18 protein-coding genes and 1 pseudogene are annotated in these 26780 nt (G+C 69.1%); 10 read left to right on the plus strand and 9 right to left on the minus strand.

Going from position 1 to position 26780, the window contains the following annotated elements; genetic code table 11:
* Positions 1 to 10: 10 nt before the first annotated feature.
* The 8 genes and pseudogenes from LPB260_RS04275 to desA all read right to left on the minus strand — a co-directional run bounded on the left by LPB260_RS04275 (position 11) and on the right by desA (position 8162).
* Positions 11 to 1735 (minus strand): SulP family inorganic anion transporter, encoded by a 1725-nt coding sequence (locus LPB260_RS04275; protein WP_208707400.1) that lies wholly within the window; start codon positions 1733 to 1735, stop codon positions 11 to 13.
* On the minus strand, positions 1732 to 2598 hold the full coding sequence (locus LPB260_RS04280; RefSeq protein ID WP_208707401.1) for an MBL fold metallo-hydrolase: 867 nt from the start codon (positions 2596 to 2598) through the stop codon (positions 1732 to 1734). The genes LPB260_RS04275 and LPB260_RS04280 overlap by 4 nt, the downstream gene beginning before the upstream one ends.
* 58 nt (positions 2599 to 2656) lie before the next feature.
* Positions 2657 to 3076, minus strand: coding sequence for a DUF6691 family protein (locus LPB260_RS04285; RefSeq protein ID WP_208707402.1), 420 nt, complete (start codon positions 3074 to 3076; stop codon positions 2657 to 2659).
* Positions 3077 to 3078: 2 nt separating this feature from the next.
* Positions 3079 to 3510: a YeeE/YedE family protein gene (locus tag LPB260_RS04290; RefSeq protein ID WP_208707403.1), complete on the minus strand. Its 432-nt coding sequence runs from the start codon at positions 3508 to 3510 to the stop codon at positions 3079 to 3081.
* On the minus strand, positions 3507 to 3833 hold the full coding sequence (locus LPB260_RS04295) for a helix-turn-helix transcriptional regulator (RefSeq protein WP_208707404.1): 327 nt from the start codon (positions 3831 to 3833) through the stop codon (positions 3507 to 3509). Before LPB260_RS04295 ends, LPB260_RS04290 begins: the two co-directional genes overlap by 4 nt.
* Positions 3834 to 4005: 172 nt before the next feature.
* Positions 4006 to 5268 (minus strand): annotated as a pseudogene (locus tag LPB260_RS04300) (OprD family porin).
* A 619-nt stretch (positions 5269 to 5887) separates the two neighbouring features.
* Positions 5888 to 6859, minus strand: coding sequence for a sensor domain-containing diguanylate cyclase (locus LPB260_RS04305; protein WP_208707405.1), 972 nt, complete (start codon positions 6857 to 6859; stop codon positions 5888 to 5890).
* 115 nt (positions 6860 to 6974) lie between these two features.
* On the minus strand, positions 6975 to 8162 hold the full coding sequence (gene desA, locus LPB260_RS04310; RefSeq protein ID WP_208707406.1) for a delta-9 fatty acid desaturase DesA: 1188 nt from the start codon (positions 8160 to 8162) through the stop codon (positions 6975 to 6977).
* Between the two features lie 291 nt (positions 8163 to 8453).
* On the opposite strand from desA, the gene LPB260_RS04315 reads away from it, so the two are divergent.
* The 9 genes from LPB260_RS04315 (at position 8454) to LPB260_RS04355 (ending at position 24562) form a co-directional block, all read left to right on the plus strand.
* The gene (locus LPB260_RS04315) at positions 8454 to 9581 is read left to right on the plus strand and encodes a response regulator (protein WP_208707407.1); all 1128 of its coding nucleotides are present in this window, start codon (positions 8454 to 8456) and stop codon (positions 9579 to 9581) included.
* A gap of 35 nt (positions 9582 to 9616) precedes the next feature.
* Positions 9617 to 14413, plus strand: coding sequence for a PAS domain S-box protein (locus LPB260_RS29295; RefSeq protein ID WP_208707408.1), 4797 nt, complete (start codon positions 9617 to 9619; stop codon positions 14411 to 14413).
* Positions 14410 to 16368, plus strand: coding sequence for an ATP-binding protein (locus LPB260_RS04325; protein ID WP_208707409.1), 1959 nt, complete (start codon positions 14410 to 14412; stop codon positions 16366 to 16368). The genes LPB260_RS29295 and LPB260_RS04325 overlap by 4 nt, the downstream gene beginning before the upstream one ends.
* Positions 16365 to 19109, plus strand: a complete 2745-nt coding sequence (locus tag LPB260_RS04330) for a PAS domain S-box protein (RefSeq protein ID WP_208707410.1) — start codon at positions 16365 to 16367, stop codon at positions 19107 to 19109. Before LPB260_RS04325 ends, LPB260_RS04330 begins: the two co-directional genes overlap by 4 nt.
* Positions 19110 to 19206: 97 nt before the next feature.
* The gene (locus tag LPB260_RS04335; protein ID WP_208707411.1) at positions 19207 to 19593 is read left to right on the plus strand and encodes a response regulator; all 387 of its coding nucleotides are present in this window, start codon (positions 19207 to 19209) and stop codon (positions 19591 to 19593) included.
* Complete coding sequence (locus LPB260_RS04340; protein ID WP_208707412.1) at positions 19586 to 21244, plus strand: diguanylate cyclase; 1659 nt, start codon at positions 19586 to 19588, stop codon at positions 21242 to 21244. The genes LPB260_RS04335 and LPB260_RS04340 overlap by 8 nt, the downstream gene beginning before the upstream one ends.
* 80 nt (positions 21245 to 21324) lie before the next feature.
* A complete protein-coding gene (locus LPB260_RS04345) occupies positions 21325 to 22614 on the plus strand; it encodes an FAD-binding oxidoreductase (protein ID WP_208707413.1) in 1290 nt (429 codons plus the stop codon).
* Positions 22615 to 22630: 16 nt separating this feature from the next.
* A complete protein-coding gene (locus LPB260_RS04350; RefSeq protein WP_208707414.1) occupies positions 22631 to 23188 on the plus strand; it encodes a helix-turn-helix domain-containing protein in 558 nt (185 codons plus the stop codon).
* Positions 23189 to 23212: 24 nt separating this feature from the next.
* Positions 23213 to 24562: a glutamine synthetase family protein gene (locus LPB260_RS04355; RefSeq protein WP_208707415.1), complete on the plus strand. Its 1350-nt coding sequence runs from the start codon at positions 23213 to 23215 to the stop codon at positions 24560 to 24562.
* A 25-nt stretch (positions 24563 to 24587) separates the two neighbouring features.
* On the opposite strand, the gene chrA is transcribed toward LPB260_RS04355, so the two are convergent.
* Complete coding sequence (gene chrA, locus LPB260_RS04360; protein ID WP_208707416.1) at positions 24588 to 25937, minus strand: chromate efflux transporter; 1350 nt, start codon at positions 25935 to 25937, stop codon at positions 24588 to 24590.
* A gap of 110 nt (positions 25938 to 26047) precedes the next feature.
* Here chrA and LPB260_RS04365 point away from each other — a divergent pair, with 110 nt between their 5' ends.
* Positions 26048 to 26674 carry a bifunctional 2-polyprenyl-6-hydroxyphenol methylase/3-demethylubiquinol 3-O-methyltransferase UbiG gene (locus LPB260_RS04365; protein WP_208707417.1) on the plus strand — a complete coding sequence of 209 codons (627 nt, stop codon included), beginning with the start codon at positions 26048 to 26050 and terminating at the stop codon, positions 26672 to 26674.
* The last annotated feature ends 106 nt before the right edge of the window (positions 26675 to 26780 follow it).

The raw sequence follows: 26780 nt of genomic DNA on the forward strand, positions 1-26780 counted from the left end.
GCCGCCCGCGCTAGGCCGTCTGTTGCAGGGCGCGGTGGGTGCTGTCCGGGTCCAGGGCGCAGAGCGCGTGGTACTGGCTGACGAACACCTGGCCGCCGAACTGCTGGAGAAAGGCCGAGCGCTGCAGCTGGTCCATCACCGGCCCCTTCACTTCCGACAGGTGCAGCTGCACCCCGGCGCTGCGCAGGCGCTCGGCGATGGCTTCCAGGCTCTCCAGGGCGCTGGCGTCGATCAGGTTGACCCCCGAACACATCAGCACCAGATGCCGCACCAGGGGCCGCGCGGCGATCAGCTCGCCGACGCGCTCCTCCAGAAAGCGCGCATTGGGGAAGTACAGGCTTTCGTCGACCCGCAGCGACAACACGCTGGGGCTCTGCACCACGCTGTAGCGCAGGACGTTGCGAAAGTGCTCGCTGCCCGGCAGCTGGCCGACCACCGCCAGGTGCGGGCGACTGGTGCGCCAGAGGAACAGCAGCAGCGACAGGCCGACGCCGAGCAGGATGCCCACCTCGACGCCGAACAGCAGCACGCCGCCGAGGGTGGCCGCCTGGGCCGCGCCGTCCTGGCGCGAATAGCGCCAGGTGTGACGCAGCGCGCCGAGGTCGACCAGGCCGAGCACCGCGACGATGATCGCCGCCGCCAGCACCGCCTGGGGCAGGTCGTGCAGCCAGGGCGTCAGCAGCAGCGCGCTGAGGGCGATACCCACGGCAGTCAGGGCGCCGGCCATGGGCGTCTGCGCGCCCGCCTCGAAATTGACCACCGAACGGGCGAAGCCACCGGTCACCGGCATGCCGGCGCTGACCGCGGCCGCCAGGTTGGCCGCGCCGAGGCCGAGCAGTTCGCGGTCCGGGGCGATGCGCTGGCGGCGCTTGGCCGCCAGGGTCTGCGCCACCGAGACCGACTCGACGAAGCCGATCAGGCTGATCAGCGCCGCCGCCGGCAACAGCTGGCGCATCAACGCCAGGTCCAGCGGCGGCAGGGTCAGCGGCGGCAGCCCCTGGGGAATCACCCCGACTACCGCGACGCCGGCCTGCTCCAGCTGCAGGGCGCCGACCACCAGCACCGACACCACGATGGCCAATACCGGTCCAGTCTTGGCCAGGTTCGCCGCCAGCGCCGGACTGACGCCAAGACCCACCAGCAGCGCCTTCATGCGGGCCCGCGCCCACCAGAGAAACAGCAGGCTGCTGGCGCCGATCAGCAGGGTCGGCAGGTGCGTCGCCGGCAACCCCTCGAGCAGCGCCGGCAGCAGCTCGGGCAGGGCCTGGCCCGCCGCCTGGATGCCGAGAATATGCTTGAGCTGGCCCAGCGCGATGAGCAGGCCCGAGGCGCTGATAAAGCCGGAAATCACCGGATGGCTGAGGAAGTTGGCGAGAAAACCCAGGCGCAGCAGCGCCATGCCGAACAACAGCAGCGCCGACAACAGGGCCAGCAGCATGGCCGCGCCCAGGTACTCGGCGCTCCCCGGCGCGAACAGTGGCGCGAGCGCCGCGGCGGTCATCAGCGACACCACCGCCACCGGGCCGACCGCCAGGCTGCGGCTGGAGCCGAACAGCGCGTAGGCCAGCAGCGGCAGGATGCTGGCGTAGAGCCCGGTCTGCGGCGGCAGGCCGGCCAGCATGGCGTAGGCCAGGCTCTGCGGGATCAGCATCAGGGTGACGATCAGCGCGGCCAGGCCATCCTGGCCGGCCACTCGGCGGTCGTAGCCGCGCAACCAGTCCGGACGCCAGCTCATCGGAACAGGTTCAACGGGATTTTCAGGTAACGGGTGCCGTTGCCCTCGGCCGGCGGCAGTTCCCCGCCGCGCATGTTCACCTGCACCGCCGGCAGCATCAGCCTGGGCATGCTCAGCTCGGCGTCGCGGGCGCGGCGCATGGCCACGAAGGCGTCCTCGTCGATGCCCTCGCGTACATGTACGTTGTGCGCACGCTGCTCGGCCACGCTGGTCTGGTACTGGTACTCGTCGCGGCCCGGCGCCTTGTAGTCGTGACAGAGGAACAGGCGGGTGTCGTCCGGCAGGGCGAACAGCCTGTGGATCGAGCGATACAGGCTGCGCGCATCGCCGCCGGGAAAGTCGCAGCGGGCGGTGCCGTAGTCGGGCATGAACAGGGTGTCGCCGACGAAGGCGGCATCGCCGATCAGGTAGGTCATGCACGCCGGGGTGTGACCCGGGGTGTGCAGCGCCCGCGCCTCGAGGGTGCCGACGCCGAAGCACTCGCCATCCTCGAGCAGGTGGTCGAACTGGCGGCCATCGGCGACGAACTCGTCGCTGGCGTTGAACAGCTTGGCGAAGGTCGCCTGCACCGCGGTGATGCCCGCGCCTATGGCCAGCTGCCCGCCCAGCTCGGCCTTGAGGTAGGCCGCCGCGCTCAGGTGGTCGGCATGCACATGGGTTTCCAGCAGCCAGTCGACCTGCAGGCCCTGCTCGCGCACATGCTCGACCAAGCGCCGGGCGCCGTCCGCGGAGGTGCGCCCGGCGGCGGCGTCGTAGTCCAGCACCGCATCGATGATGGCGCAACGCTTGCTGGCCGGGTCACTGACCACGTAGCTGTAGGTCGAGGTGGCCGGATCGAAGAAGGCGGCTATTTCGGGTGACATGGGGACTCCTCCGTGGGCCGCCAGCATAGCCGGGCGCACCCGATAATGCAGCGCCGGCTCAGGCGCCGCCGCGGCGCTGCAGGACAGCGAACAGGGCCATGCCAACGAGCATGGCCACGACGAACAGCGCCATCTGCCCGTAGCCCGCCGCCAGGCCCACCAGCGCCGGTCCCGGGCAGATGCCGGCGATGCCCCAGCCGACGCCGAACAGCAGGCTGCCCGCGATCAGCCGGCGGTCCAGCTGACGCGCGGTCGGCAGGCGCAGCGGCGCACCGAGCAGCGACTCGCGGCGCAGCTTGGCCCAGGCGAAAGCGGGATAGCCGACGGCGATGGCGCCGGCCATGACCAGTGCCAGGGACGGGTCCCAGGCGCCGGCCAGGTCGAGGAAGCCCAGCACCTTGGCCGGGTTGGCCATGCCCGACAGCAGCAGGCCGAGGCCGAACAGCAGGCCGGCCAGCAGCGCAGTCAACTTGCCCATGCTCAAACCTCCAGCAGATGACGCAGGACATACACCGTGGCGAAGCCACTGGCCATGAAGGCCAGGGTCGCCGCCAGCGAGCGCGGCGACAGCCGCGACAGGCCGCACACGCCGTGGCCACTGGTACAGCCGGATGCGTAGCGGGTGCCGAGGCCGACCAGCAGGCCGGCAAGCGGCAGCGCCAGACCGTCGCTGGGGAACTCCAGCACCGGCAGCGGCGCGAACAGGCCCCAGAGCAGCGGCGCCAGCAGCAGCCCGGCGAGGAACAGCAGCTTCTCCGTGCGCCCCTCGCCGCCCTCCAGGGCGCTGCCCAGCAGGCCGCTGATCCCGGCGATGCGGCCATTGAGCAGCATGAACAGGCTGGCCGCCGCGCCGATCAGCGCGCCGCCGGCCAGGGCCGACCAGGGCGTGAAGTGCAGCCAATCGAGGCTCATGTCGGCTGCTCCGCGCAGAACAGGCGGTACAGGGTGTCGATCACCGCCAGGGCCGCCGGACTGCTGATCCGGTAGTGGATCTGCTTGCCGTCCCGGCGGGTCTCCACCAGGCCCTCGCGGCGCAGCACCGCCAGCTGCTGCGACAGGGTCGGCTGCTGGATGCCGAGCTGGGCCTCCAGTTCACCGACGCTGCGCTCGCCCTGGGCAAGCTGGCAGAGCAGCAGCAGGCGGTCGGGATTGGCCAGAGCCTTGAGCAACTGGCCGGCCGCATCGGCGTTGGCCCGCAGTCGCTGGGTATCCAGGGGCACGTCGGGGGTGGTCATGGGACGGCACTCACTTAAGCCATTAACAATATATCTTTCAATATAGTGTACTGCGGAGCAAGCCCGCTTCCCGGTCCGACGGGCGGCTCCTGCCGGATCAACGAAAAAGCCCGCCAGTTGGCGGGCTTTTTCCCTGTAGCGCGCGGGGTCAGGCGCGCGGCAGGCCTTGCGCTTAGAGCAGTGGCAGGGTGTAGCTGACGATCAGGCGGTTCTCGTCGATGTCGTTGGCGAAGTTCGAACGCACCGCCGCGTTGCGCCAGCGCACGCCGAGGTTCTTCAGCGCGCCTTCCTGGAACACGTACATCAACTCGGTATCGCGCTCCCACTCCTTGCCCTCGGAACGGCCGGCGCCCAGTTCGACGTTGTCGCCGGTCAGGTAGCGGGTCATGAAGGTCAGGCCGGGAATGCCGATGGAGGCGAAGTTGAAGTCGTAACGGGCCTGCCAGGAGCGCTCGTCCTTGTTGGCGAAGTCGCTGATCTGCACGTAGTTCACCAGGTACGGGTCGGTACCGTTGACGTAGGCATAACCGGTGTCGCCGCTCATCTTCTGGTAGCCCAGGCCGAAGCTGTGGCCTTCCAGGCTGTAGGTGACCATGGCATTCAGCGCCTTGTTGTCGACGTTGCTGCGCGAACCATCGTCGGTGGAGCGGGTGTAGCGCAGGTCGGTCTTCAGGCTCTGCTTGTCGGCGATCGGCAGCACGTGCACCAGGTTGAAGGTGTTCTGCTTGTACAGATCCTCCAGCTGGGAGTGATAGTACGCCGCGGTCAGGTCCTGGCTGAGCTTGTAGCTGCCACCGAGGAACTGGAAGGAATCAGTGGTGGTGCCACCGCTGGTGGTGATGCCGCGCCGGCCGCCGCTGGTGATGGCGATGTCCTCGAAGTCACCGGAGTTGCGATGGTTGACTTCGCGCAGGTAGCCGCCATCGAGGGTCAGGCCATTGATTTCCTGGGAGAGCAGATGGCCACCCTGGAACACCTGCGGGGTCAGGCGGCTGTCGCTGGAGGCGATGGCCATGTTCTTGAACTGCATGCTGCCGACGCGCAGGGTGCTCTTGGAGGCCTAGACCTTGGCGGCGACGGCCAGGTCGGAGGAATAGTCCTGGGAACCGCCCGAGCGGTCCGGAACCAGCAGGCCACTGCCCGCCGTGCCATCACCGGAGTCGAGCTTGAAGCCGAGCATGCCGATGGCGTCGAGGCCGAAGCCCACGGTGCCTTCGGTATAGCCGGAGTCCATACGCAGGATGAAGCCTTGCGCCCATTCTTCCTGCTTGGCCTGGCTGGGAGTCGGACGGGCATCCTGACGGAAGTCACGGTTGAAGTAGAAGTTGCGCGCTTCCAGGCTGGCCTTGCTGTCCTTGATGAACTCGGCCTGGGCCAGGGGGCTCAGGGACAGGGTGCCGGCAGCGATGGCCAGAGCCAGGGAGGTCTTTGTCATTGTGATTTGCTCCAGTGTTGTAAGGGTGGCACATCGGTCCGGACACCAGCCTCGCTGACGAAGCGGCGGTCACGCACCGAAATCGGGGGCACTCTCCCTGCTGCCGCGGCAAGCCAGGCGCCGAGCACGGCGGGGAGCGCCCGTAATCAGGGGTTCGGAGTAGGCGGCAACGGCCCGGCGATACGCGGCAAGGGAATCGATCGCGGTGTACCCGGCGAATCGGCAAGGCGGCAGGACGGGGCAATGAGCAGGACCGGCATGGAGGACCTCGACAGCTTTCTTGAAGTTCTTGTTATGTCCCTCGAGAATATTGGTCATACCAATTCCAATATCGTCGAAATATCGTAGATGGCCGACGTTTACCCCGTCAATCGAGGAGAAGGCGACATTCGACGAAAGGATAAGGGTCGTCGAGACGCGCACTGGCCGTGGGATGGCTAAGGCAGCAACCGTGCCAAGCGCCTCGATCCGACTGGCGATGGCTCTGGGGCGCGGCTTTTTCGCGAGGACGAATCGCCAGGGTGCGGTTTGCCCCCCCGCAATAGGCGAGATTCCGCCGAGCGCCCGCACGGCGTTGGCGATAAGTCGCCAACGCCGTCGACGCAGCCAGCTGGGGTATTCAGGCGAAGACGATCTGGTTCTTGCCCTGGCGCTTGGCCACATACATGGCCGCGTCGGCGCGGGCGAACAGCGCATCCAGGCTCAGGTCGGTCGGGGCCAGGCTGGTCAGGCCCTGGCTGACGGTGATGCCGAAGGTCTTGCCCTGGTGGCTGAAGCCCAGGCGCTTGACCTCGCGCTGCAGGCGCTCGGCGATCTGCTTGGCCAGGGCCGGCTCGCAACCGGGAAACAGCGCGGCGAACTCTTCCCCGCCGATGCGTCCGAACAGGTCGCCACGCCGCAGGACGGTGGCGCCGCACTGGGCCAGGCGCTGCAGCACCTGATCGCCGACCTGGTGGCCGTAGCTGTCGTTGATCTGCTTGAAGTCGTCGATATCCAGCAGCAGGAACGCCAGCGGCGTGCCGAACTGGCGGGCGTGCTCGAATTCGCGCAGGGCGCAGTCGAAGAAGTGCCGGCGGTTGCTGCTCTGGGTCAGTACATCGGTGGTGGCCAGGCGCTGCAGCTCGCCCTCCAGCTGCTTCTTCTCGGTGATGTCCTCGGCGATGCCGACGATGATGTGCGGATCACCGGCCTCGCTCTGGCGACCGATAAAGCACTTGTCGCTAAGCCAGCGCAGCTGCCCGTCGCCGCGGATGATGCGGTATTCGCGGGTCTCCACGGCCCCGGTCTCGAGGACCTTGGCCAGGCTCTCGGCGGCGTAGTCGAGGTCATCCGGGTAGATGCTGTTGCGCCACTCCTGGTAATCGGCCAGCAGCAGCGCGGCCGAGCGACCGAATACACGCTCATAGGCCGGACTGACGTAGATCATCCGATGGTTGTACCAATCCAAAGCCCAGAGCACGGCGTTGAGGCTGCCCACCAGGGTGCTGAACAGGCGCTCGCGCTCTCGCAGCCGGGTGACCTCGCCGCGGCAGTGCAACAGCGCCAGCGTCAATTCTTCCAGCTCGCTCGGGACAGGACCCTGCTCGTCCATAGAGGCGCCACTCTGATAAATGCATGGGCGACACCTTCAGCATAGAGCCTCGCCGCGGCGGCCAACGAAAAAGCCCGCCAAATGGCGGGCTTCTAGGTGGCTACGCCGACTCCGGTCAGCGCGCGGCGGCCGGGCGCAGCGAGTAGCTCTGCAGCTGTTCGGCGAAATCGCGCAGCGACTGGATGCCACTGGCCTCGGCCTCGTGCACCCACTGCTTGATCGCCTCGAGCATCTCGTGGCCGTTGGAGCTGGTCCGGGCCCAGATCTGCTGCAGCGCCAGGCGTTTCTCGTAGATCACCTTGAGCGCCTGGCTGTGCGCCAGCATGGCGTCGATATGCAGCTGCTGCTTGTCCTGCAGCAGGCTCGGCTCGCGGGCCAGCAGGCGCTTGGCGCGGCGGAACTGGTGCCGCACCGAGGCGTCGGCCTTGAGCAGCTCCTGCTTGACCAGTGGCGCGATCACCAGCTTGCGGTACTGCGCCATGATCTGGAAGCGGTTGTTGAGGATCGCCATGGCGGTGTCCATGTCCAGCTGACGCTTGCCCTCGATCCGGTGGGCGATCGGCGCCACCCGCTGCACCTTGGCCAGGCCCAGCAGGCTGAACAGCTTGATCCAGGCCCAGCCCATGTCGAACTCCCACTTGCGCACCGACAGCTTGGCCGAGTTCGGGTAGGTGTGGTGATTGTTGTGCAGCTCCTCGCCGCCGATCAGGATGCCCCAGGGCAGCAGGTTGGTCGCCGCGTCGCGGCACTCGAAGTTGCGGTAGCCGACGGCATGGCCGAGGCCGTTGATCACCCCGGCGGCCCAGACCGGAATCCACATCATCTGGATCGCCCAGACGGTCATGCCGAGCACGCCGAACAGGGCCAGGTCGATGATCGCCATCAGGGTCACGCCGCCGATCGGGTAGCGCGAATAGACATTGCGTTCGACCCAGTCATCCGGGCAGTTCTTGCCGTAGATGCGCAGGGTTTCCTGGTTTTTCGCCTCCTCCTGATACAGCTCGGCGCCCTTGCGCAGCACCGTGCTCAGGCCCTTGACCACCGGGCTGTGGGGATCATCGACGGTTTCGCACTTGGCGTGGTGCTTGCGATGGATGGCCGTCCATTCGCGGGTGTTCTGCCCGGTGGTCAGCCACAGCCAGAAGCGGAAGAAGTGCTTCAGTGCCGGATGCAGCTCCAGGGCGCGGTGCGCCGAGTAGCGATGCAGATAGACGGTGACGCTGACGATGGTCACGTGGGTCATCAGCAGGGTGACCGCGATCAGTTGCCAGACCGACAGGTCGAGAATTCCGTTGTACCACATAGGGTCGAGTGCCTCTCAAAAGGGTGACGCAGCCTGCCCTCAAGCAGCAGGCCGTGCCCCATTATCCCCGCCTCAGGGCAGAAAACCAGTTGGTCTTTTGGATACGAATGCCACGACCCTGTCGATACCTATACTGCTGTGCACGCAAACGGAGTTGAACGTGCCGCCGCAACACCAGCCTATCCTGCTGCTGACACCGCCTCCGGCCCATGGCCGGGAGACCGCACTGCGGATCTGTCCAGGCGACGGACGGTGGCCGGGGCTGCCAGCAAACGCCACCAAGGAGCTGTCATGCGCGTGATGATTCTCGAAGACGACCCCTGGATCGCAGACCTGCTCAAGCAGATCGTGCTCAGTCTGCGCCCGGCCGCCCAGGTCAAGTGCCTGGACAGCGTGGCGGCCGCACTGCAGGACTGGCAACAGCACGCCGCCGACCTGGTGATCGCCGACTGGAACCTGCCCGACGACTCGGGCACCCAGCTGCTGGAACAGGTACACCGCGACAACGACCAGGTCCCCCTGGTGATGGTCACCGGCCGCGCCGATCGCGACAGCGTGCTGGCGGTCAAGGCGATCGGGGTCAGCGCCTTCATCAGCAAGCCGTTCCAGGTGCCCAAGGTGCTCGAATGCCTGCAGCAACTGCTGCCGGCGGACGAGGCCGAGGCGTGCGTCGCGCCCCTGGCCGGCGACACGTTCGTCGATCACCTGGCCACGCTGCCGGCCAGTGCCCTCGACCTGCCGCTGCAGGCCGGCACGCTCGACGGCCTGCAGCAGACGGGGGAAGAGGCGCCGAGCCTGCAACTGCTCAACGAGCGCTGGCAGCACGACCCGGCGCTGACCGCGCGCCTGATCGCCGCGGCCAACAGCAGCCAATACAATCACGCCAACCAGGCCTGCCTGAGCCTGGCCGAGGCGCTGCACCGCCTCGGCCCGGCCACCAGCCTGAATCTCGGCCTGGGCCTCGGCCTGCGCCCGGCGGCGGAGCTCGAGGACGCCGAACTGAAGCTGCAGGCCATTGCCTATGTCGAGCAGATCGAACGCCTCGCTGAGCGGGTGTCCCGGCTGGCCGAGCAGTGTCACCTCGATCCCACGCCGCTGCACAGCGCCGCGGTGCTGCAGCGCATGGGCGAACTGTGCGTGCTGCACCAGGCCCAGCTGTGGAAGAATGCCGACCGGGCCCTGGACAGCGAGCAACTGCAGCAGGCACTGGACCAGTCCAGCAACGTGCTGGCCTATCGTCTGAAAGCCCACTGGCGCCTGCCCACCCCCCTGCGCGAGCTGATCGGCGCCTGCTATGGTCTGGCCAGCAATAACGTCAAACGAGAAACCATTGTCATGCGCCTGGCCGTCTGCGAGCTGCTCCCCGAACCCGATCACCAAGACCTGGCGCGCCTGCGCCGCCTGGCCGGACTGACCTGAGCGTGACGGCCGCCGGTCTCCCCAGGAAACTGTCCATGATCGCTGCCGCCAGGGCCCGGGCGCTCTACTGGATAGTCGGCCTCGGCAGCCTGATCCTCGCCCTGCTGTTCAGCACCCTCAGCTGGCAGGCGCTGCAGGAGCACGACGCCCTGTGGCGACTGCAGATGGCCCGGCAGGGCGAACTGCAGCGCCTGGCCCAACTGAGCACCCAGGACAAGCTGCGGGAACAGGCGACGATGCTGGCCGACGCCATTGCCGCCGACGCCTGGCTGGTCGAGCTGGTACGCCAGGCCCACAGCCTGTCGGGCCAGGACGCCGACGGCGCAAGCCTCGGCCATATCCGCAATCAGCTGTACACGCGCCTGGCGCCACGCTGGCGCAGCCTGCAGACCGGCCACCCGTTCCGTCTCTCCGTCCACCTGGCGCCCGAGGCCGACGTGCTGCTGCGGGTCCATGCGCCAACCAGGTTCGGCGAGCGCCAGGCTACCGAGCGGCCGATGCTGCGCGACGCCCTGAGCGATGGGCGCAGCCGCTCCGGCCTGGTCCTGTTGCCCGACCAGCCCGGCATGGCCGCGGTCGCGCCACTGCGGGCCGAGAGCCCGGGCGGGGAAACCACGGTCGGGGCCATCGAGGTGGGCTTCGGCATACTCGACGACCTGCAGCGCCTGGATCACGAACTGCAGGCCGGCGTGGCGCTGCTGGTCCGTCGCCGCCTGCTCGATGCGCCGGACAGCGGCGAGCAGCTGCGTGGCCTGCCGCGACGCTCCAGCGGCTGGCACCTGCTGGACGCCTCGCGCCCCGAGGTGCGGCGCTGGCAACAGCAGCAGCAACTGCCGGACCCGACGGCGGGCAACGCCCTCAAGCTGGTCGACGACCAGGGCCAGACCTACCTGCTCAACCAGATCGTCCTGCCCGCCTACCAGCACCGGCAGCAGTCCGCCGTGCCCAACCTGGCCATGGCCCTGGTCTGGCGCGATGTCAGCGAGCAGTTCGCCGTGCACCAGCAGAACAAGCGCTGGCTGGTCGGCAAATGGCTGCTGGCCTGGCTGGGCGCCGAGGCCCTGCTGCTGGCGCTGCTGCTGGCCACCCGCAACAGCACCCAGGCGCTGATGCGCAGCCACCAGCACGCCCTGCAACAGCGGCACCATGAGAGCGAGCAGTCGCGCCAGCTGCTGACCATCATCACCCAGGCCCAGGCCGGCTATATCGACGCCCAGAACCAGCACCAGGTGTTCGACGCCCTGCTGCAGCGCATCCTCGAACTGAGCGCCAGCCAATTCGGCTTCATCGGCGAGGTGCTGGACGACGAGGCCGGCGCGCCCTACCTGCGCAGCTACGCCATCTGTGGCCTCGCCGAGCAGACGGATCAGCCGACCGGTGGCCTGGAGATTCGCGACCGCCACAGCCTGTTCGGCCGCGTCCTGAGCGATGCGCAACCGCTGATCGTCGACGAGAGCGGCGCCGCTGCCCCACCGAGCGGCCTGCCACTGGTCCATCCGCCCGTGCGCACCGGTGCCGGCCTGCCGATCTTCAGTCGCGGCCAGATGGTCGGCCTGCTCGGCCTGGCCAACCGCGCCGGCGGCTACCCGCACGAGCTGATCGAACAGCTGCATCCGCTGCTCGCCACCCTCGGCCAACTGGTCGAGGCGCTGCGCCGCGACGGCCAGCGCCGACTCGAGCAGCGCCGCCTGCAGCGTCAGCAGGCGGCCCTGCGCGCGCTGAACGAAATTGCCGCCTTGCCGAAGGTCAGCAGCCAGGAGCAATTGCGCCAGGCCCTGCAACTGGGGGCGCGCTTCTACCAGTTGCCGCTGGCGATCATCAGCCAGATAGAGGGCGAGGACTATCGCGTGCTGGTCCAGGTCTCGCCGGCCGACAGCCTGCGCGACGGCCAGTGCTTCGCGCTCGGTGACACCTACTGCAGCATCGCCCTGGACAGCGACGAGGTGCTGGCCATCGAGCATATGGCCCAGTCGCCCCACGCCAGCCATCCCTGCTACCGGCAGTTCGCCCTGGAGTGCTATATCGGCCTGCCGGTCTGGGTCGGCGGCCGGCGCTTCGGCACCCTGAACTTCTCCGCCGCCGAGCCCCGCGAGCAGCCGTTCGACGAGGCCGATCACGAATTCCTGCGCCTGTTCGCCCGCTGGGTCGGCACCACCCTGGAGCGTCAGCAGCAGGAACAGGCGCAGCAGACCCTGCTCGAACGCCTCGACGAGTCCCAGCAGATCGCCCGCCTGGGCCACTGGGAATTCGACCTGGGCAGCGGCGAGCTGCGCTGGTCCGGCGTGATCTTCGACATCTTCGGCCGCGACCCGCAGCACTTCAGCCCCAGCCTCGCGGCCTTCTACCAGTGCGTGCACCCCGAGGACCGCGCGCAGGTGCAGGCCAGCCAGCGCGCCGCCGAGGCCGGTGGCGTGCACGACGTGGTGCACCGCATCATCCGCCCGGACGGCGAGATCCGCTGGGTCCACGAACTGGGCCGCCTGCAACCGAACCAGCAGGGTCAGCTGCTGCGCCTGGTCGGCACGGTGCAGGACATCAGCGACAGCAAGCAGCGCGACCTGGAGATGCATCAGGCGCGCAGCTTCCTCCAGGCGCTGCTGGACTCGGCCACCGGCGTCTCGATCATCGCCACCGACCCGCACGGCCTGATCACCCTGTTCAACTCCGGCGCCGAGACCCTGCTCGGCTACCGGGCCGCGGAAATGGTCGGGCGCTGCAGCCCGGCGGTGTTCCATCGGGCCGACGAAGTACGCCAGCGCGGCGAGCAACTCAGCCAGGCCGCCGGGCAGCCCATCGAGGGCTTCGAGGTGTTCGTGCACAACCCGCGCAAGGGCACGGCCGAAACGCGCCAGTGGACCTACCTCCGCAAGGACGGCCAGAGCCGCACGGTCAACCTCACCGTCAGCGCCATCCCCGACGGGGCTGGCGGTGTCGCCGGCTTCCTCGGCATCGCCAGCGACATCAGCGAACTGCTGCAGGCCACCCGCGCCCTGCAGAAGAGCGAAAGCCGCTTCCGCGGCCTGGTCAGCAGCCTGCCCGGGGTGGTCTACCGCTGCCACAACGACGCCGACTGGACCATGCGCTACATGAGCGAGGACATCTTCGCCCTGTGCGGCTACCCGGCCGGCGACTTCGTCGACAACCACAGGCGCAGCTACGCCAGCGTCATTCACCCGGACGATCTGCCGGCCACCTACCGCGCCACCGAGGCGCTGGCGCGCCGCGAGGCCTTCGAGCTGACCTACCGCCTGCGCCATGCCGACGGCCACAGCGTCTGGGTGCGCGAGAAGGGCCGCGGCGAATACGACAGCCAGGGCGAGCTGCTGTGGATCTCCGGGTTCATCTGGGACATCAGCGAACGCAAGGCGGTCGAGGACCAGTTGCAGGTCAGCCAGCAACGCTTCAGCAGCGCCTTCAGCACCGCGCCCCAGGGCATGGCCCTGGTATCGCCGCAGGGCCAGTGGCTGGAGGTCAACGACGAGCTGTGCCGGATGCTCGGCTACAGCCGCGAGGAACTGCTGCGCGGCGATTTCCAGCAGATCACCCACCCCGACGACCTGGCGCTCGACCTGCAGAACGTCGAGGACCTGCTGGCCGGGCGCATCAACGCCTACCAGATGGAGAAGCGCTACCTGAACAAGCGCGGCGCCACGGTCTGGGCGCTGCTCAGCGTCTCGCTGGTGCGCGATACCCGCGGTCGGCCGCTGCACTTCGTCTCCCAGGTGCAGGACTTCAGCGAACGAATCGCCGCCGAACGGGCGCTGCGCGAGCGCGAGGACTACCTGCGCACCCTGCTGGAGAACGTCCTCGACGCCATTGTCACCATCGACCAGCACGGCCGCATCGAGACCTTCAACCGCGCCGCCGAGCAGCTGTTCGGCTACAGCCTGGCGCAGGTCGCCGGGTGCAACGTCAAGCTGCTGATGCCCGCCGCCGAGGCGGCGGCCCACGATGGCTATCTGGCGCGTTATCGGTCCAGCGGCGAGGCGCGCCTGATCGGCAGTGTGCGCGAGTTGACCGGGCGGCGCAGCAACGGCGAGCAGTTCGCCATCGAGCTGGCCGTCTCGCAGATCAGCCACCAGGGCGAGCAGCGCTTCATCGCGGTGATCCGCGACATCAGCGAGCGCAAACGCATCGAGCAACTGAAGGACGACTTCGTCTCCACCGTCAGCCATGAGCTGCGCACCCCGCTGACCGCCATCGCCGGCTCCCTGGGGCTGATCAACGGTGGCGCCCTCGGCGAGGTGCCGGCCGCGATGCGCCAGATGCTGACGATCGCCCAGAGCAACAGCCAGCGGCTCGGCGAGCTGATCAACGACCTGCTCGACATGGAAAAGCTGGCGGCCGGCAAGATGCACCTGGAGCTGCGCGAACAACCGCTGATGCCGCTGCTCGAGCAGGCCCTGGAGCACAACCAGCCCTACGCCCGGCAATTCAACGTGGCGCTGCAGTTGCGCGAACGGGCCGACGACGCCCGGGTCGTGGTCGACGGCCAGCGCCTGTTGCAGGTACTGGCCAACCTGCTGTCCAATGCGGCGAAGTTTTCCCCGCCCGGCCAGGCCGTGACACTGAGCGTGCAGGCGCGCGCCGGGCGACTGCGAATCAGCGTGCGCGACCAGGGCCCCGGCGTACCGGAAGCCTTCCGCGAGCAGATGTTCGCCAAGTTCTCCCAGGCCGACGCCAGCGACACGCGCAACAAGGGCGGCACCGGACTCGGTCTGGCCATCAGCAAGGAAATCATCGAACGAATGGGCGGCAGCATCGGCTTCGACTCGGGCGAAGGCCGCGGCGCCACCTTCTGGTTCGAACTGCCCGAGGCGTCCCCAGCATGAATGCATTGACCCGCCAGCAGGCCCGTTCGCGGCGCCGCCGCAACAGGAACTGGGCGATCAGCCTGGCCCTGCTGCTGGTGCTCGGGCTGGGCGTCGAACTGCTGTTGCGGCAATACGCCCTGCGCCAGTTCGACGCCCACCAGCAGCGCCTCACCGCCCGCGCCGGCGAGGTACGCGCGGTGCTGCTGAGCGAACTCAACGCCACCCTGCACCTGGCCACCGGCCTGGCCTCCTATATCGGCGCCCGCCAAGGCGAGGTGCAGCCGCCGGAGCTGCAACCCTGGCTCGACGGCCTGCTGCGCCGCGGTCGCCATATCCGCAACATCGGCCTGGCGCCGGGCAACCGCATCGTCTTCGTCTATCCCCTGGCCGGCAACGAAGCCGCCCTCGGCCTGTACTACCCCGACCTGCCCAAGCAGTGGTCGGCGGTGCAGCGCATCATCGCCAGCCGCGAGCCGGGCCTGGATGGCCCGCTGCCGCTGGTCCAGGGCGGCAGCGGGCTGATCTACCGGGTACCGGTGTTCCTCGGCGACGGCAGCTACTGGGGGCTGGTCAGCACGGTGATCGACTTCGACCGCCTGTATGCCGAGGTCGAGCGGGCGGCCCGCCAGCTCGACCTGGTCATTCGCCTCAGGCACCGCGATGCCGCCGACGGCGAACTGATCAAGGGCAGCGCCGTCCCCGACGGGGCCGCCAACGTCGAACTGACGGTGCGCCTGGCCGGGACGCACTGGCGGCTCGGCGCCAGCGACGGCCATGCCGAGGCGCCGCAGCTCGGCTGGCTGCGCCTGATCGGCTGGAGCCTGGCCCTGGCGATCAGCGCCCTGATCGCCCTGACCCTGCACGGCCAGCATCGCCAGGCCAGCCTGCTGCTGGCGCTCAATCACAGCCAGCGGCAGTTTCGCCAGGCCTTCGAGATGGCCCCCCAGGGCCTCGCCCTGCTCGACCCCCAGGGTCGCCTGCTGACGGTCAACCCGACCTTCTGCCGGCTGCTGGGGCGCGGCGCCGAGGACCTGCTCGACCAGCCCCTGGCGCGCTTCGCCGACCCGCAACTGGGTGCCGGCCTGGACGCCGTGCTCGGCGCCGCCGATGAGCAGACGGTACGCAGCTGGCAGGGATGCCTGTTCGACGCCCATGGCGAGTCCGTCGATGTCGAGCTCAGTGTCGCCGTCCTCGGCCACGGCTCGTCTGGCGCCGCCGGCTGGATCCTGCACGTCCAGGACATCCGCGAGAGCAAGCGCCTGCAGCGCCTGCAGAACGAGTTCGTCGCCACCGTCAGCCATGAATTGCGCACGCCGCTGACCGCCATCAGCGGGCCCCTGGAGCTGATCGACTCCGGCGCCCTCGGCGAAGTCCCCGAGCACCTGCAGCAGATGCTGCAGATCGCCCGGCACAACAGCCGGCGCCTGGGCCTGCTGATCAACGACCTGCTGGACATCGGCAAGCTGGAGGCCGAGCGCATGCCCATCGCCTGCGAGGAGCTGGCACTGCAGCCATTGATCGAGCAGGCGCTGCAGTGCAATCAGGCCTATGCCGCCGAACACGGCGTGCGCCTGCACCAGGTGGGGGTCTGCACGGAGCGGGTCAGGGTCGACGGCCAGCGCCTGCAACAGGTGCTGAGCAACCTGCTGGCCAACGCCGCGAAATTCTCGCCCGCAGAGCAGGAGGTCGAGGTCAGCTGCGAGCGCCGCGGCGCCTGGGTGCGGATCAGCGTGCGCGATCACGGCCCCGGCGTCGCCCCGGCCTTCCATGGGCGCATCTTCCAGAAATTCGCCCAGGCCGATGCCTCCGACAGCCGCCAGCGCGGCGGCACCGGCCTGGGGCTGGCGATCAGCAAGGAGCTGATCGAACGCATGGGCGGACGCATCGGCTTCGACTCGGCCGAGGGCCTGGGTGCTACCTTCTGGATTGAATTGCCACTGGCCGAGGCCGCCGCACAGGAGCAGTCCGCATGAGACGCGAGTCACCGGTCCCCGGCAACGCCCCCGAGCCCCTAGACGAAGCCGCGCGCCTCGCCGAGCTCGAGCGCTATGCGCTGCTCGACAGCCCCGTCGAGGAGGCCTTCGACGACCTCACCCAGCTCGCCGCGCAGCTGTGCGACGTGCCCATCGCACTGATCTCGCTGGTCGACGCGCAGCGCCAGTGGTTCAAGAGCCGGGTCGGCCTGGACGCCTGCGAGACGCCCCGCGACTTCGCCTTCTGCGCCCATGCCATTCTCGCCCCTCAGCTGATGGAGGTGCCCGACGCCCTGGCGGACCCACGCTTTCGCGACAACCCGCTGGTCACCGGGCCGCCGCATATCCGCTTCTATGCCGGCATGCCGCTGAACAGTCGGACCGGACACAAGCTCGGCACCCTGTGCGTGATCGACCGCCGCCCCAGGCAACTGAGCATGCCGCAGCGCGAGGGCCTGCAACGCCTGGCGCGCCAGGTCGAGCGTCTCTTCGAGCTGCGCCTGAGCGCGCGCCAGCACGCCGAGCAGGCGGCGCTGCAACGCGCCATCCTCGACAGCGCCGGCAGCGCGATGATCGCCACCTGCCCGGCAGGCCGCGTCACCCGCATCAATCCGGCCGCCGAACACCTGCTCGGCTATGACCGCCAGGCCCTGCTCGGACGGCCACTGACCGAGGCGCTGCTCGATCCGCAGGAACTGGCCAGCCGCGCCGAGGCCCGCACGCAGGAGCTGGGCCACGCCTGCGCGGCCGACTTCTCGCTGCTCAGCGCCCAGGCACGGGGCGACCGGCCGCCGCGCGAATGGACCTACCTGCGCCGCGACGGCAGCCGCCTGCCGGTGCTGCTGACGGTCTCGGCGGTCCTCGACGACGGCGGCGCGCTGCTCGGCTATATCACCATCGCCCAGGACCTGAGCCAACGCGTGCAGGCCCAGCAGCGCCTGCAGCAGATCGCCGCGCAACTGCCCGGCATGGTCTTCCAGGCACACCTGCCGCTCCAGGGCACGCTGCGCTTCCCCTATGCCAGCGAGGGCATCGCCGACATCTACGGGCTGAGCCCCGCCGATGTCCTCGAGCAGACCAAGGCGCTATACGACCTGATCCACGAGGACGACCGCGCCCGGCTCAGCGCCGCCATCCTCGACTCGGCGAGAAACCTCGGCCAGTGGCACCAGGAGTACCGCGTGCGCCATCCGCGCAAGGGCCTGATCTGGGTCGAGGGCAAGGCCACCCCGCAGCGCCAGGCCGACGGCTCGGTGGTCTGGCATGGGGTGATCAGCGATGTCACGGCACGCAAGCGCCAGGAAGCCGAGCTGGAGCAGCAGCAGGAGATGAACCGGCGCCTGCTCGAGGCCCTCGCCGAGGGGGTGGTGGCCTGCGACGCCGAGGGTGAACTGACCCTGTTCAACGACACCGCACGGCAATGGCACGGCACCGATATCAGCCGCCTGCCGCCTGAGCAGTGGAGCCGGCACTACGACCTGTTCGAGGCCGACGGCCTGACCCCGCTGCTGGGCGACAACGTGCCGCTGCTGCGCGCCCTGCGCGGCGAGCGGGTGCGCGAGGCGCAGATCAGCATCGTCGCCAAGGGCCAGGCCCCGCGCCTGGTCAGCACCAACGCCGACCCGCTGTACGCCCCGGACGGCCGCCAGCTGGGCGCCGTCGCGGTGATGCACGACATCACCGAGCACAAGCGCATCGAGCGCCTGCAGCGCGAGTTCGTCTCCGCGGTCAGCCACGAGCTGCGCACCCCGCTGACCTCGATCGCCGGCTCCCTCGGCCTGATCCAGGGCGGCGCCCTCGGCGCACTGCCGGCGAAGATGCAGCAGATGCTGGAGATCGCCCACCACAACAGCCTGCGCCTGAGCCACCTGATCAACGACCTGCTGGACATGGACAAGCTGGTCGCCGGCAAGATGACCCTCGACCTGCAGCTGCTCGACCTGTCCGCCCTGCTCGGCGAAAGCCTGGCGAGCAACCAGGCCTTCGCCGACCAGCACGGGGTGGTCCTGGCGGCGGCGGACTGCGCGGCGCTGCAGGTGCGTGTCGACGCCATGCGCCTGCAACAGGTGCTGACCAACCTGCTCTCCAATGCCGTCAAGTTCTCCCCGCGCGGTGCCAGCGTGCGCCTGAGCGCCGCCCAGCACGGCCCACAGGTGCGCATCAGCGTGCAGGACCGTGGCCCCGGGATACCGGCCGAATTCCACACCCGCATATTCCAGAAGTTTTCCCAGGCCGATGCCGCCGACAGCCGGCAGAAGGGCGGCACCGGACTGGGCCTGGCGATCAGCAAGGAACTGATCGAACGCATGGGCGGACGTATCGGCTTCGACTCGCTCGAGGGCCAGGGCACGACCTTCTGGTTCGAACTGCCGCTGCCCGCCGCCGGCTCCGGACTGCCCAGCGCCGCGGACGACGGGCGCGGGGCGCCGCTGCCCGAGGGTCAGGCCGCCAGCGCCCCGCCGCTGCCGGGCCCGCCCGTCCGATCGCGCATCCTCCACGTCGAGGACGACGCCGATCTGCGCCAGGTGGTCGCCGAGCAGGCCCGCGAGCTGGCCGAGTTCGTCGCCGCCGGCAGCCTCGCCGAGGCCCGCCAGCGCCTCGGCGAAGGGCCCTACGATCTGGTCCTGCTGGACCTCGGCCTGCCCGATGGCGAAGGCCTGGAACTGCTCGAGGAGCTGCATCGACGACACCCCGGCCTGCCGGTCGTGGTACTTTCGGCCCAGGAACTGCCCACCGACTAGCTCGGGCGGGTCGCGGCGACCCTAGCCAAGTCGCGCAGCAATGGGCAACACTTCCTGCAACTGCTCGGCCGCCTGCTGCCCGCCAAGGAGAATCGGCATGCCTGAACTGACCCGCATCCTGCATGTGGAAGACGACCCCTCGATCCAGGCCGTGGCCAAGGTCGCCCTGGAAGCCGTGGGCGGGTTCAAGGTGCTCAGCTGCTCGTCCGGCCAGGAGGCGCTGGACCAGATCCAGGGCTTCGCCCCGGACTTCATCCTGCTGGACGTGATGATGCCCGGCATGGACGGCCCACAGACCCTGGAGAAGCTGCGCCTGCTGGTGGACATCGGCCTGGTCCCGGTGGCCTTCATGACCGCCAAGGTGCAGCCGGCGGAGATCCAGCACTACCGCAGCCTGGGCGCCCGCGACGTGATCATCAAACCCTTCGACCCAATGCAACTGGCCGCCCAGGTGCGGCAGATCTGGAACCAGGCCCATGGTTGATCAACCACAACCGAGCAGCGCGCTGCAGCGCCACCTGCAACAGCTCGGCGAGCAGTTCGCCGAGCGCCTCAAGGAAGAACTGCCGCTGCTGGACGAACAGGCCCAGCTGCTGCTGCGCGCCTGCACCCCGGCCGACCAGCGCCGGCACCTGAACAGCCTGCGCAACCAGCTGCACCGCCTGGCCGGGTCGGCCGGCACCTTCGGTTTCGCCAGCCTCGGCGAGCGCGCCCGCCAACTGGAACAGCAGGCCGAGCGGTGGCTGGCCACCCTGCAGCAGGAACAGCAGGAGCTGCAGGGCTTCATCGACGAACTGCAACGGCTCGCCCGCCAGCAGCACCAGGCCGAAGCACCGGCGCACCAGCTGGACAGGACGCTGCGAGGCGGCAGGTCCGATCTCGAGCCCTACTGCATCTATATCCTCGAGGACGATTCCAGCGTCGGCGAGAACATGCGCCTGACCCTGGAGAATTTCGGCTACGACGCCGAGCACTTCGACCGCCCCGAGGCGCTCGACGCCGCCATCGGCCGGCGCCTGCCCGACGCCCTGATCGTCGACGTCAACCTGCGCGACGCGGAGCAGAGCGGTCTCGACTACGCCGCCGCCCTGCAGCAACGCCTCGAAGCGCCGCTGCCGCTGCTGGTGATCAGCACCCAGGACGACTTCGCCACCCACCTGCGAGCCGTGCGCGTCGGCGCCCTGGGCTTCTTCACCAAGCCGGTGGACATCCCGCAGCTGGAGAACCGCCTGGAGCGCTGCTTCGCCAAGCAACAGGGCGAACCCTACCGGGTGCTGATCATCGACGACGACCAGGAGCTGGCCGCCCGCTACAGCCTGGTGCTGCGCAACGCCAACATGCTGGTGGAAGTCAGCCAGGAGCCGGCGGACATCTTCCGGCGCATGGAGACGTTCAACCCGGAGGTGGTGCTGCTCGACGTCAACATGCCGGGCTGCACCGGCCCCGAGCTGGCGCAGATCATCCGCTTCAACGACGACTGGCTGCGGGTGCCGATCATCTACCTGTCGGCGGAAACCGATATCGCCCGGCAGATGAGCGCGCTGACCATGGCCGGCGACGACTTCGTGACCAAGCCGTTGTCCGACCATGCGCTGATTTCCACGGTGTTCACCCGCGCCCAGCGCGCCCGCCTGCTGAGCAATGCCCTGGCCCGCGACAGCCTGACCGGCCTGCTCAAGCACGCCGACATCAAGGAACAGGTCGCCCTCGAGCTGGAGCGCGCACTGCGCAACGGCAGCCGCGCCAGCGTGGTGATGCTGGACATCGACCACTTCAAGAAGGTCAACGACAACCACGGCCACGCCGCCGGCGACAGCGTCATCCGCGCCCTGGCCAACCTGCTGCGCCAGCGCCTGCGGCGCATCGACAGCCTCGGCCGCTATGGCGGCGAGGAGTTCCTCGCGGTGCTGCCCGATTGCCAGCCGGAGCAGGCCCGGCGGATTGTCGACGAGATTCGCGAGCGCTTCGCCGAGCTGCGCTTCATTGCCGACGGCGACGAGTTCTCCGTGACCCTCAGCGCCGGCATCGCCTGCACCGACGTCAACAGCAGCCCCGGCGAGCTGCTCGAGCGCGCCGACCGGGCGCTCTACGCGGCCAAGCACGGCGGCCGCAACCAGGTCCGTCTGGCCGACTGAAGTCGACGACGGCTTGGCTACGTGAATTAACGCGCGTATATTTTCATGAAATTTTATTTAGATAATTTCATGAGCGCGCCGTGTTCAAGCAATCCGCCCAGCATGTAGCCAGCTACTACGCCGCCACCTCTGCCGCTGCCATTCCCTTGCGCCCGACCCTGGAAGGCCGCCAGGACTGCGAGGTGCTGATCATCGGCGGCGGCTTCAGTGGCCTGCACAGCGCCCTGCGCCTGGCCCTGGCCGGCAAGCGGGTGTGCCTGCTGGAAGCCAGCCGGTTGGCCTGGGCGGCCTCCGGGCGCAACGGTGGCCAGGCCCTGCTCGGCTGGTCCTGCGACATGCAGCCGCTGGAGAAGGCCCTGGGCCTGGAGCGGGCCCGCCGGCTGTGGGACAGCATGCGCTGGGCCGCCGCCGAACTGCGCGCGCTGCCGCAGCGCCATGGCTTCGACATCGACTATCGCCAGGGCAGCCTGTGGGCCGCGGTGCAGCAGCGCCGCGTCAGCCAGCTGGAACAGGCGCGGATCGAGGCCGAGGAGAAATGGGGCTACCACGCTCTGCGCCTGATTGCGCGGGAGGAGCTGAGCGAGTGGATCGGCAGCCCGCGCTACCGGGCCGCGCTCTGCGACCCCGAGGGGGCGCATCTCAACCCGCTGAAACTGGCCCAGGGCCTGGCCGCCGCCATCGAACAGGCTGGCGGGCGCCTCTTCGAGCAGAGCCGGGTGCTCGACTACCGCGAAACCGCCTCCGGCTATGTGGCGCGCACCGCCAGCGGCGAGGTGCGCGGCGACGTGCTGGTGCTGGCCTGCAACGCCTATATCGACCGCCTCGACCCGGCCCTGGCCAGCCGCCTGCTGCCGGTCGGCTCCTACCAGGTGGCCACCGCACCGCTGGACCCCGAGCTGGCCCGCTCGCTGCTGCCACGCAACAGTTGCGTGATCGACAACCAGTTCGTCCCCGACTACTTCCGCCTGACCCCGGACCGCCGCCTGCTGTTCGGCGGCGGCTGCACCTACCTGGGTGGCATCCCCAAGGACATCCCCGCGGCGACCCGGCCCTACCTGGAGCGGGTCTTTCCGCAACTGCGCGGCGTGCAGTTGGACTACGCCTGGGGCGGACATATCGACGTGAGCATGAAGCGCACCCCGGATATCGGCCGCCAGGGCCAGCGCTACTGGCTGCAGGGTTTCTCCGGCCACGGCGTGCTGCCGACCCTGGCCGGCGCCCGGGCGGTAACCGATGCCATCCTCGGCGACACCGAGCTGCTGGCGCTGTACCAGGGCCTGGACAACCCGCGCTTCCCCGGCGGGGCCTGGCTCGCGGCGCCGCTGGAGGCCGCCGGCAAGGCCTGGTACCGGCTGCGCGACCTGATCTGAGACAGAGGACCCCATCATGGACATGCAAGAAGAAGTCGAAGGCCTGGCGATCCTGATTCGCGACCTGCGCAAGCACAAGAACCTGACCCTCGGTGAACTGGCCGAGCGCATCGGTCGCTCGGTGGGCTTCCTCTCCCAGGTCGAGCGCGGCCTGTCGCGCCCCACCGTGGCCGACCTGACCGCGATCAGCGAGACCCTGGGGGTGCCGACCACCTACTTCTACAGCCTGAGCAAGCCGCGCGCGCTGCCCTGGGTGACCCGTCCCGGCGAGCGCCGCACCCTGTACTACGGCGGCGGCATCACCGACGTGCTGCTGTCGCCGAACATGTCGGCCGGCTTCTCGATGCTCGACAGCTACCTGGAGCCCGGCGCCAGCAGCGGCGAGGGCCACCTCAACGACAGCGACGAGCAGGGCGGCTTCGTCCTCGAGGGCGAGCTGACGATCTGGCTGGCGGACGCCGAACAGCCGGTGACCCTGGGCCCCAACGATGCCTTCCAGCTGCCGCCGCATACCCAATGCCGCTACGCCAACCTCACCGACCAACCGACCCGGGTGCTCTGGGTGTTTCGCTGACCCAGGCCCGCAGGACAACCCAGCATGACCACCACGACCTTTCCCGACCTGCTCAGCGAAGTGCGCGCCTTCCGCGCCCAGCACCCCAGCGTGCGCTACGTCGACCTGATCTGCCTGGACATACCCGGGCACTTCTACGGCAAGCGCTACCCCATCGACATGCTCGAGAAGGTCGCCGCCGGCAGCCCGCTGAAGCTGCCGCAGAACTGCGTGCTGCTCGGCGCCCAGGGCGGCCTGCACCCGATCGGCGACTACTGCTTCAACGACGGCGACCCGGATGCCCCGCGCCGGCTGATCCCCGGCACCCTCAAGCCGGTGCGCTGGGAAAGCCAGCCCATGGGCCAGATGCTGATCAGCTCCGACGGCACCGCGGCGCCCATCGAGTTCGAGCCGCGCGAGGTGCTGGCGCGGGTGCTGGGACGCCTGGCGGCGCGCGGCATCCGCCCGGTGGTGGCCTTCGAGCTGGAGTTCTACCTGTTCGACCGCGCCCTCAAGGACGGCCTGCCGCAGTTCCCCCGCGACCTGCAGACCGGCGACGCCGACGACCAGCCGAACATGCATATCGAGCGCCTGTCACGCTTCTCCGCCGTGCTCGACGAGATGGTGCTGGCGGCCAATGAGCAGGGCGTCGACGCCAACGTGATCACCGCCGAGCTCGGCCCCGGCCAGTTCGAGATCAACTTCGGCCACTGCGACGACGGCCTGCGCGCCGCCGACTGGGCCGCGCTGTTCTGCCGCAGCAGCCGCGGCGTGGCGCTGAAACATGGCTACCGGGCCAGCTTCATGAGCAAGCCCTACCTGGACGCGCCGGGCAGCGGCATGCACGTGCACGTCAGCCTCTACGACCAACACGGCAACAACCTGCTGGCCGCCGAGCAGCAGCGCCCGCTGCGCCACGCGGTGGCCGGCTGCCTGGAGCTGCTGCCGCACTGCATGCCGATCTTCGCCGCCAACCACAACGCCTTCCGCCGCTACGGCGCCATGGTCAACGCCGCCAGCCGCGCCAGCTGGGGCTTCGAGGACCGCGATGCGTGCATCCGCATCCCCGAGTCGGACGGGGGCAACCTGCGCCTCGAGCACCGCCTGGCCGGCGCTGACGCCAACCCCTACCTGGTCCTGGCGGCGATCCTCGTCGGCATGGAGCACGGCCTGGACGCCGCCCGCGAACCCATCGCCCCGCTCAACCAGGACCGCGCCAGCGGCATCGACTTCCCCCAGGACATGCTCGGCGCGGTGGCGGCCATGCAGGATCACCCGGTGGTCAAGCAGGGCCTGGGCAGCGAGTTCGTCATGGTCTACTGCGAGAACAAACGCCACGACCACCTGGAGTTCATGCACCACCTGAATGCGCGGGAATACCGCTGGTTTCTCTGAGCCGGCGGCGCGGCCGGCAGGTTGCTCAGCCCAGGGCCAGCTGCAGCAGCAGGCCGGCCACCGCGCAGGCGCCGAGCACCTCCATCACCCCGCGCTTGTAGCGCAGCAGCGCCACGGCCGCGGCCAGGGCGATCAGCGCCGAAACCCAGTCGAAGTGGCCGGCGAAGCCCTGGGGCCAGAGCACGTGGTAGGCGAAGAACAGCGCCAGGTTGAGGATCACCCCGACCACCGCGGCGGTGATCCCGGTCAGCGGCGCGGTGAAGCGCAGCTGGCCATGGGTCGACTCCACCAGCGGGCCGCCGGCGAGGATGAACAGGAACGACGGCAGGAAGGTGAACCAGGTGACCAGGCAGGCCGCCACGGCGCCGCTGACGAAGGCCGAGTCGCCGGCCAGCATCGGCTGCAGGTAGGCGCCGACGAAGGCGACGAAAGCCACCACCATGATCAGCGGCCCCGGCGTGGTCTCGCCCAGGGCCAGGCCGTCGATCATCTGCGCCGGGCTCAGCCAGCCGTAGTGGCCGATGGCGCCCTGGTAGACGTAGGGCAGCACCGCGTAGGCGCCGCCGAAGGTCAGCAGCGCGGCCTTGGTGAAGAACCAGGCCATCTGCGTCAGGGTGCCCTGCCAGCCGTACAGCGCGTACAGCAGGGCCATCGGCAACAGCCACAGGGCGCCGCCCACCGCGAGGATCAGCAGCAGGCGCGAGGCGCGGAAGCGCGCGTGCGCCGGCGTCGGCGTGTCGTCGTCGATCAGCGCCGGGCCGTAGGACTTGTTCGCCGCGCCATGGCCGCCGCCGACGCTGAACTGGTCCGGAAACAGGCGCCCGCCCAGGTAGCCGAGCAGCGCGGCGCCGAGCACGATCAACGGAAACGGCAGGTTCAAGGCGAAGATGGCGACGAAGGCCGCCGCGGCGATGGCCCACAGCCAGTTGTTCTTCAGCGCCCGCGAACCGATGCGCTGGGCCGCCTGCACCACGATGGCGGTGACCGCCGGCTTGATCCCGTAGAAGATGCCGGCCACCAGCGCCACGTCGCCGAACGCCAGGTAGACCCAGGACAGGCCGATCAGCAGCAGCAGCGAGGGCAGCACGAACAGCGCCCCGGCGATCAGCCCGCCCCAGGTCCGGTGCATCAGCCAGCCGAGGTAGGTGGCCAGCTGCTGCGCCTCCGGCCCCGGCAGCAACATGCAGTAGTTCAGCGCATGCAGGAAACGCCGCTCGGAGATCCAGCGGCGCCGCTCCACCAGCTCCTGGTGCATGATGGAAATCTGCCCGGCCGGGCCGCCGAAACTGATCAGGCCCAGCTTCAACCAGAACAGCAGGGCCTGCAGCAGGCTGACCGGTGGCGGGGTATGGTGTTCGAGGTGCGGCGCGGCCATGTCCAGTACATCCACTGTGGCGGGAGGGCGCGCGCACTATAACCTGCGCCACGCGATGGGGTTAAATAGGCACATTCACGCCGCCCACCCCGCCCCCCCGGTGCCTCCGCATGCCCCTGACGCCCGAGCAACTGCAGCAGATCAGCGCCCTGACCCTGGCCCACTACCAGGAAAACGCCGAGGGCTTTCGCGAGGGCACCCGCGACCACGACGTCAGCCAGAACATCGCCGCCCTGCTGCAGCACATCCAGGCGCCGGCGCCCTGGCGCCTCCTCGATTTCGGCTGCGGCCCGGGGCGCGACCTGCGTACCTTCAAGGCCCTCGGCCATGAGCCGGTCGGCCTCGACGGCTGTCCGCGCTTCGTCGAGATGGCCAGGGCCGACAGCGGCTGCGAGGTATGGCTGCAGGACTTCCTGGCCCTCGAGCTGCCGCCGGCGAGCTTCGACGGCATCTTCGCCAATGCCGTGCTGTTCCACATTCCCAGCCAGGAGCTGCCCCGCGTGCTGCGCCAGCTGCACGCCACGCTCAAAGCCGGTGGCGTGCTGTTCAGCTCCAACCCGCGCGGCGACAACCAGGAGGGCTTCAACGGCGACCGCTACGGCGCCTACTACGACCTGGCCAACTGGCGTGCGCTGCTCGAGGCCGCCGGCTTCGCCGAGTTGCAGCACTACTATCGCCCCGCCGGCCTGCCGCGGGCCCAGCAACCCTGGCTGGCCAGCGTCTGGCGCCGCGCCTGATGGCGGCGCAGGCAGCGCTTGACTCGATGGTCAGCTATTTCCAAGATGCGCCCAGCACAATCGACGCCTCGACCATCGCCCCTGATGCCCGAGCCAGCCGCCTGAC

The organism is Pseudomonas sp. LPB0260 (assembly GCF_013388395.1).

What these genes read in the sequence shown, in the direction of transcription:
- LPB260_RS04295 (WP_208707404.1), bottom strand. Translation starts at nt 3,833, where the DNA reads ATGACCACCCCCGACGTGCCCCTGGATACCCAGCGACTGCGGGCCAAC.
- LPB260_RS29295 (WP_208707408.1), top strand. Translation starts at nt 9,617, where the DNA reads ATGATCGCTGCCGCCAGGGCCCGGGCGCTCTACTGGATAGTCGGCCTC.
- LPB260_RS04355 (WP_208707415.1), top strand. Translation starts at nt 23,213, where the DNA reads ATGACCACCACGACCTTTCCCGACCTGCTCAGCGAAGTGCGCGCCTTC.
- LPB260_RS04305 (WP_208707405.1), bottom strand. Translation starts at nt 6,859, where the DNA reads ATGGACGAGCAGGGTCCTGTCCCGAGCGAGCTGGAAGAATTGACGCTG.
- LPB260_RS04285 (WP_208707402.1), bottom strand. Translation starts at nt 3,076, where the DNA reads ATGGGCAAGTTGACTGCGCTGCTGGCCGGCCTGCTGTTCGGCCTCGGC.
- LPB260_RS04335 (WP_208707411.1), top strand. Translation starts at nt 19,207, where the DNA reads ATGCCTGAACTGACCCGCATCCTGCATGTGGAAGACGACCCCTCGATC.
- LPB260_RS04365 (WP_208707417.1), top strand. Translation starts at nt 26,048, where the DNA reads ATGCCCCTGACGCCCGAGCAACTGCAGCAGATCAGCGCCCTGACCCTG.
- LPB260_RS04330 (WP_208707410.1), top strand. Translation starts at nt 16,365, where the DNA reads ATGAGACGCGAGTCACCGGTCCCCGGCAACGCCCCCGAGCCCCTAGAC.
- LPB260_RS04350 (WP_208707414.1), top strand. Translation starts at nt 22,631, where the DNA reads ATGGACATGCAAGAAGAAGTCGAAGGCCTGGCGATCCTGATTCGCGAC.
- LPB260_RS04280 (WP_208707401.1), bottom strand. Translation starts at nt 2,598, where the DNA reads ATGTCACCCGAAATAGCCGCCTTCTTCGATCCGGCCACCTCGACCTAC.
- LPB260_RS04275 (WP_208707400.1), bottom strand. Translation starts at nt 1,735, where the DNA reads ATGAGCTGGCGTCCGGACTGGTTGCGCGGCTACGACCGCCGAGTGGCC.
- LPB260_RS04315 (WP_208707407.1), top strand. Translation starts at nt 8,454, where the DNA reads ATGCGCGTGATGATTCTCGAAGACGACCCCTGGATCGCAGACCTGCTC.
- LPB260_RS04325 (WP_208707409.1), top strand. Translation starts at nt 14,410, where the DNA reads ATGAATGCATTGACCCGCCAGCAGGCCCGTTCGCGGCGCCGCCGCAAC.
- chrA (WP_208707416.1), bottom strand. Translation starts at nt 25,937, where the DNA reads ATGGCCGCGCCGCACCTCGAACACCATACCCCGCCACCGGTCAGCCTG.
- desA (WP_208707406.1), bottom strand. Translation starts at nt 8,162, where the DNA reads ATGTGGTACAACGGAATTCTCGACCTGTCGGTCTGGCAACTGATCGCG.
- LPB260_RS04340 (WP_208707412.1), top strand. Translation starts at nt 19,586, where the DNA reads ATGGTTGATCAACCACAACCGAGCAGCGCGCTGCAGCGCCACCTGCAA.
- LPB260_RS04290 (WP_208707403.1), bottom strand. Translation starts at nt 3,510, where the DNA reads ATGAGCCTCGATTGGCTGCACTTCACGCCCTGGTCGGCCCTGGCCGGC.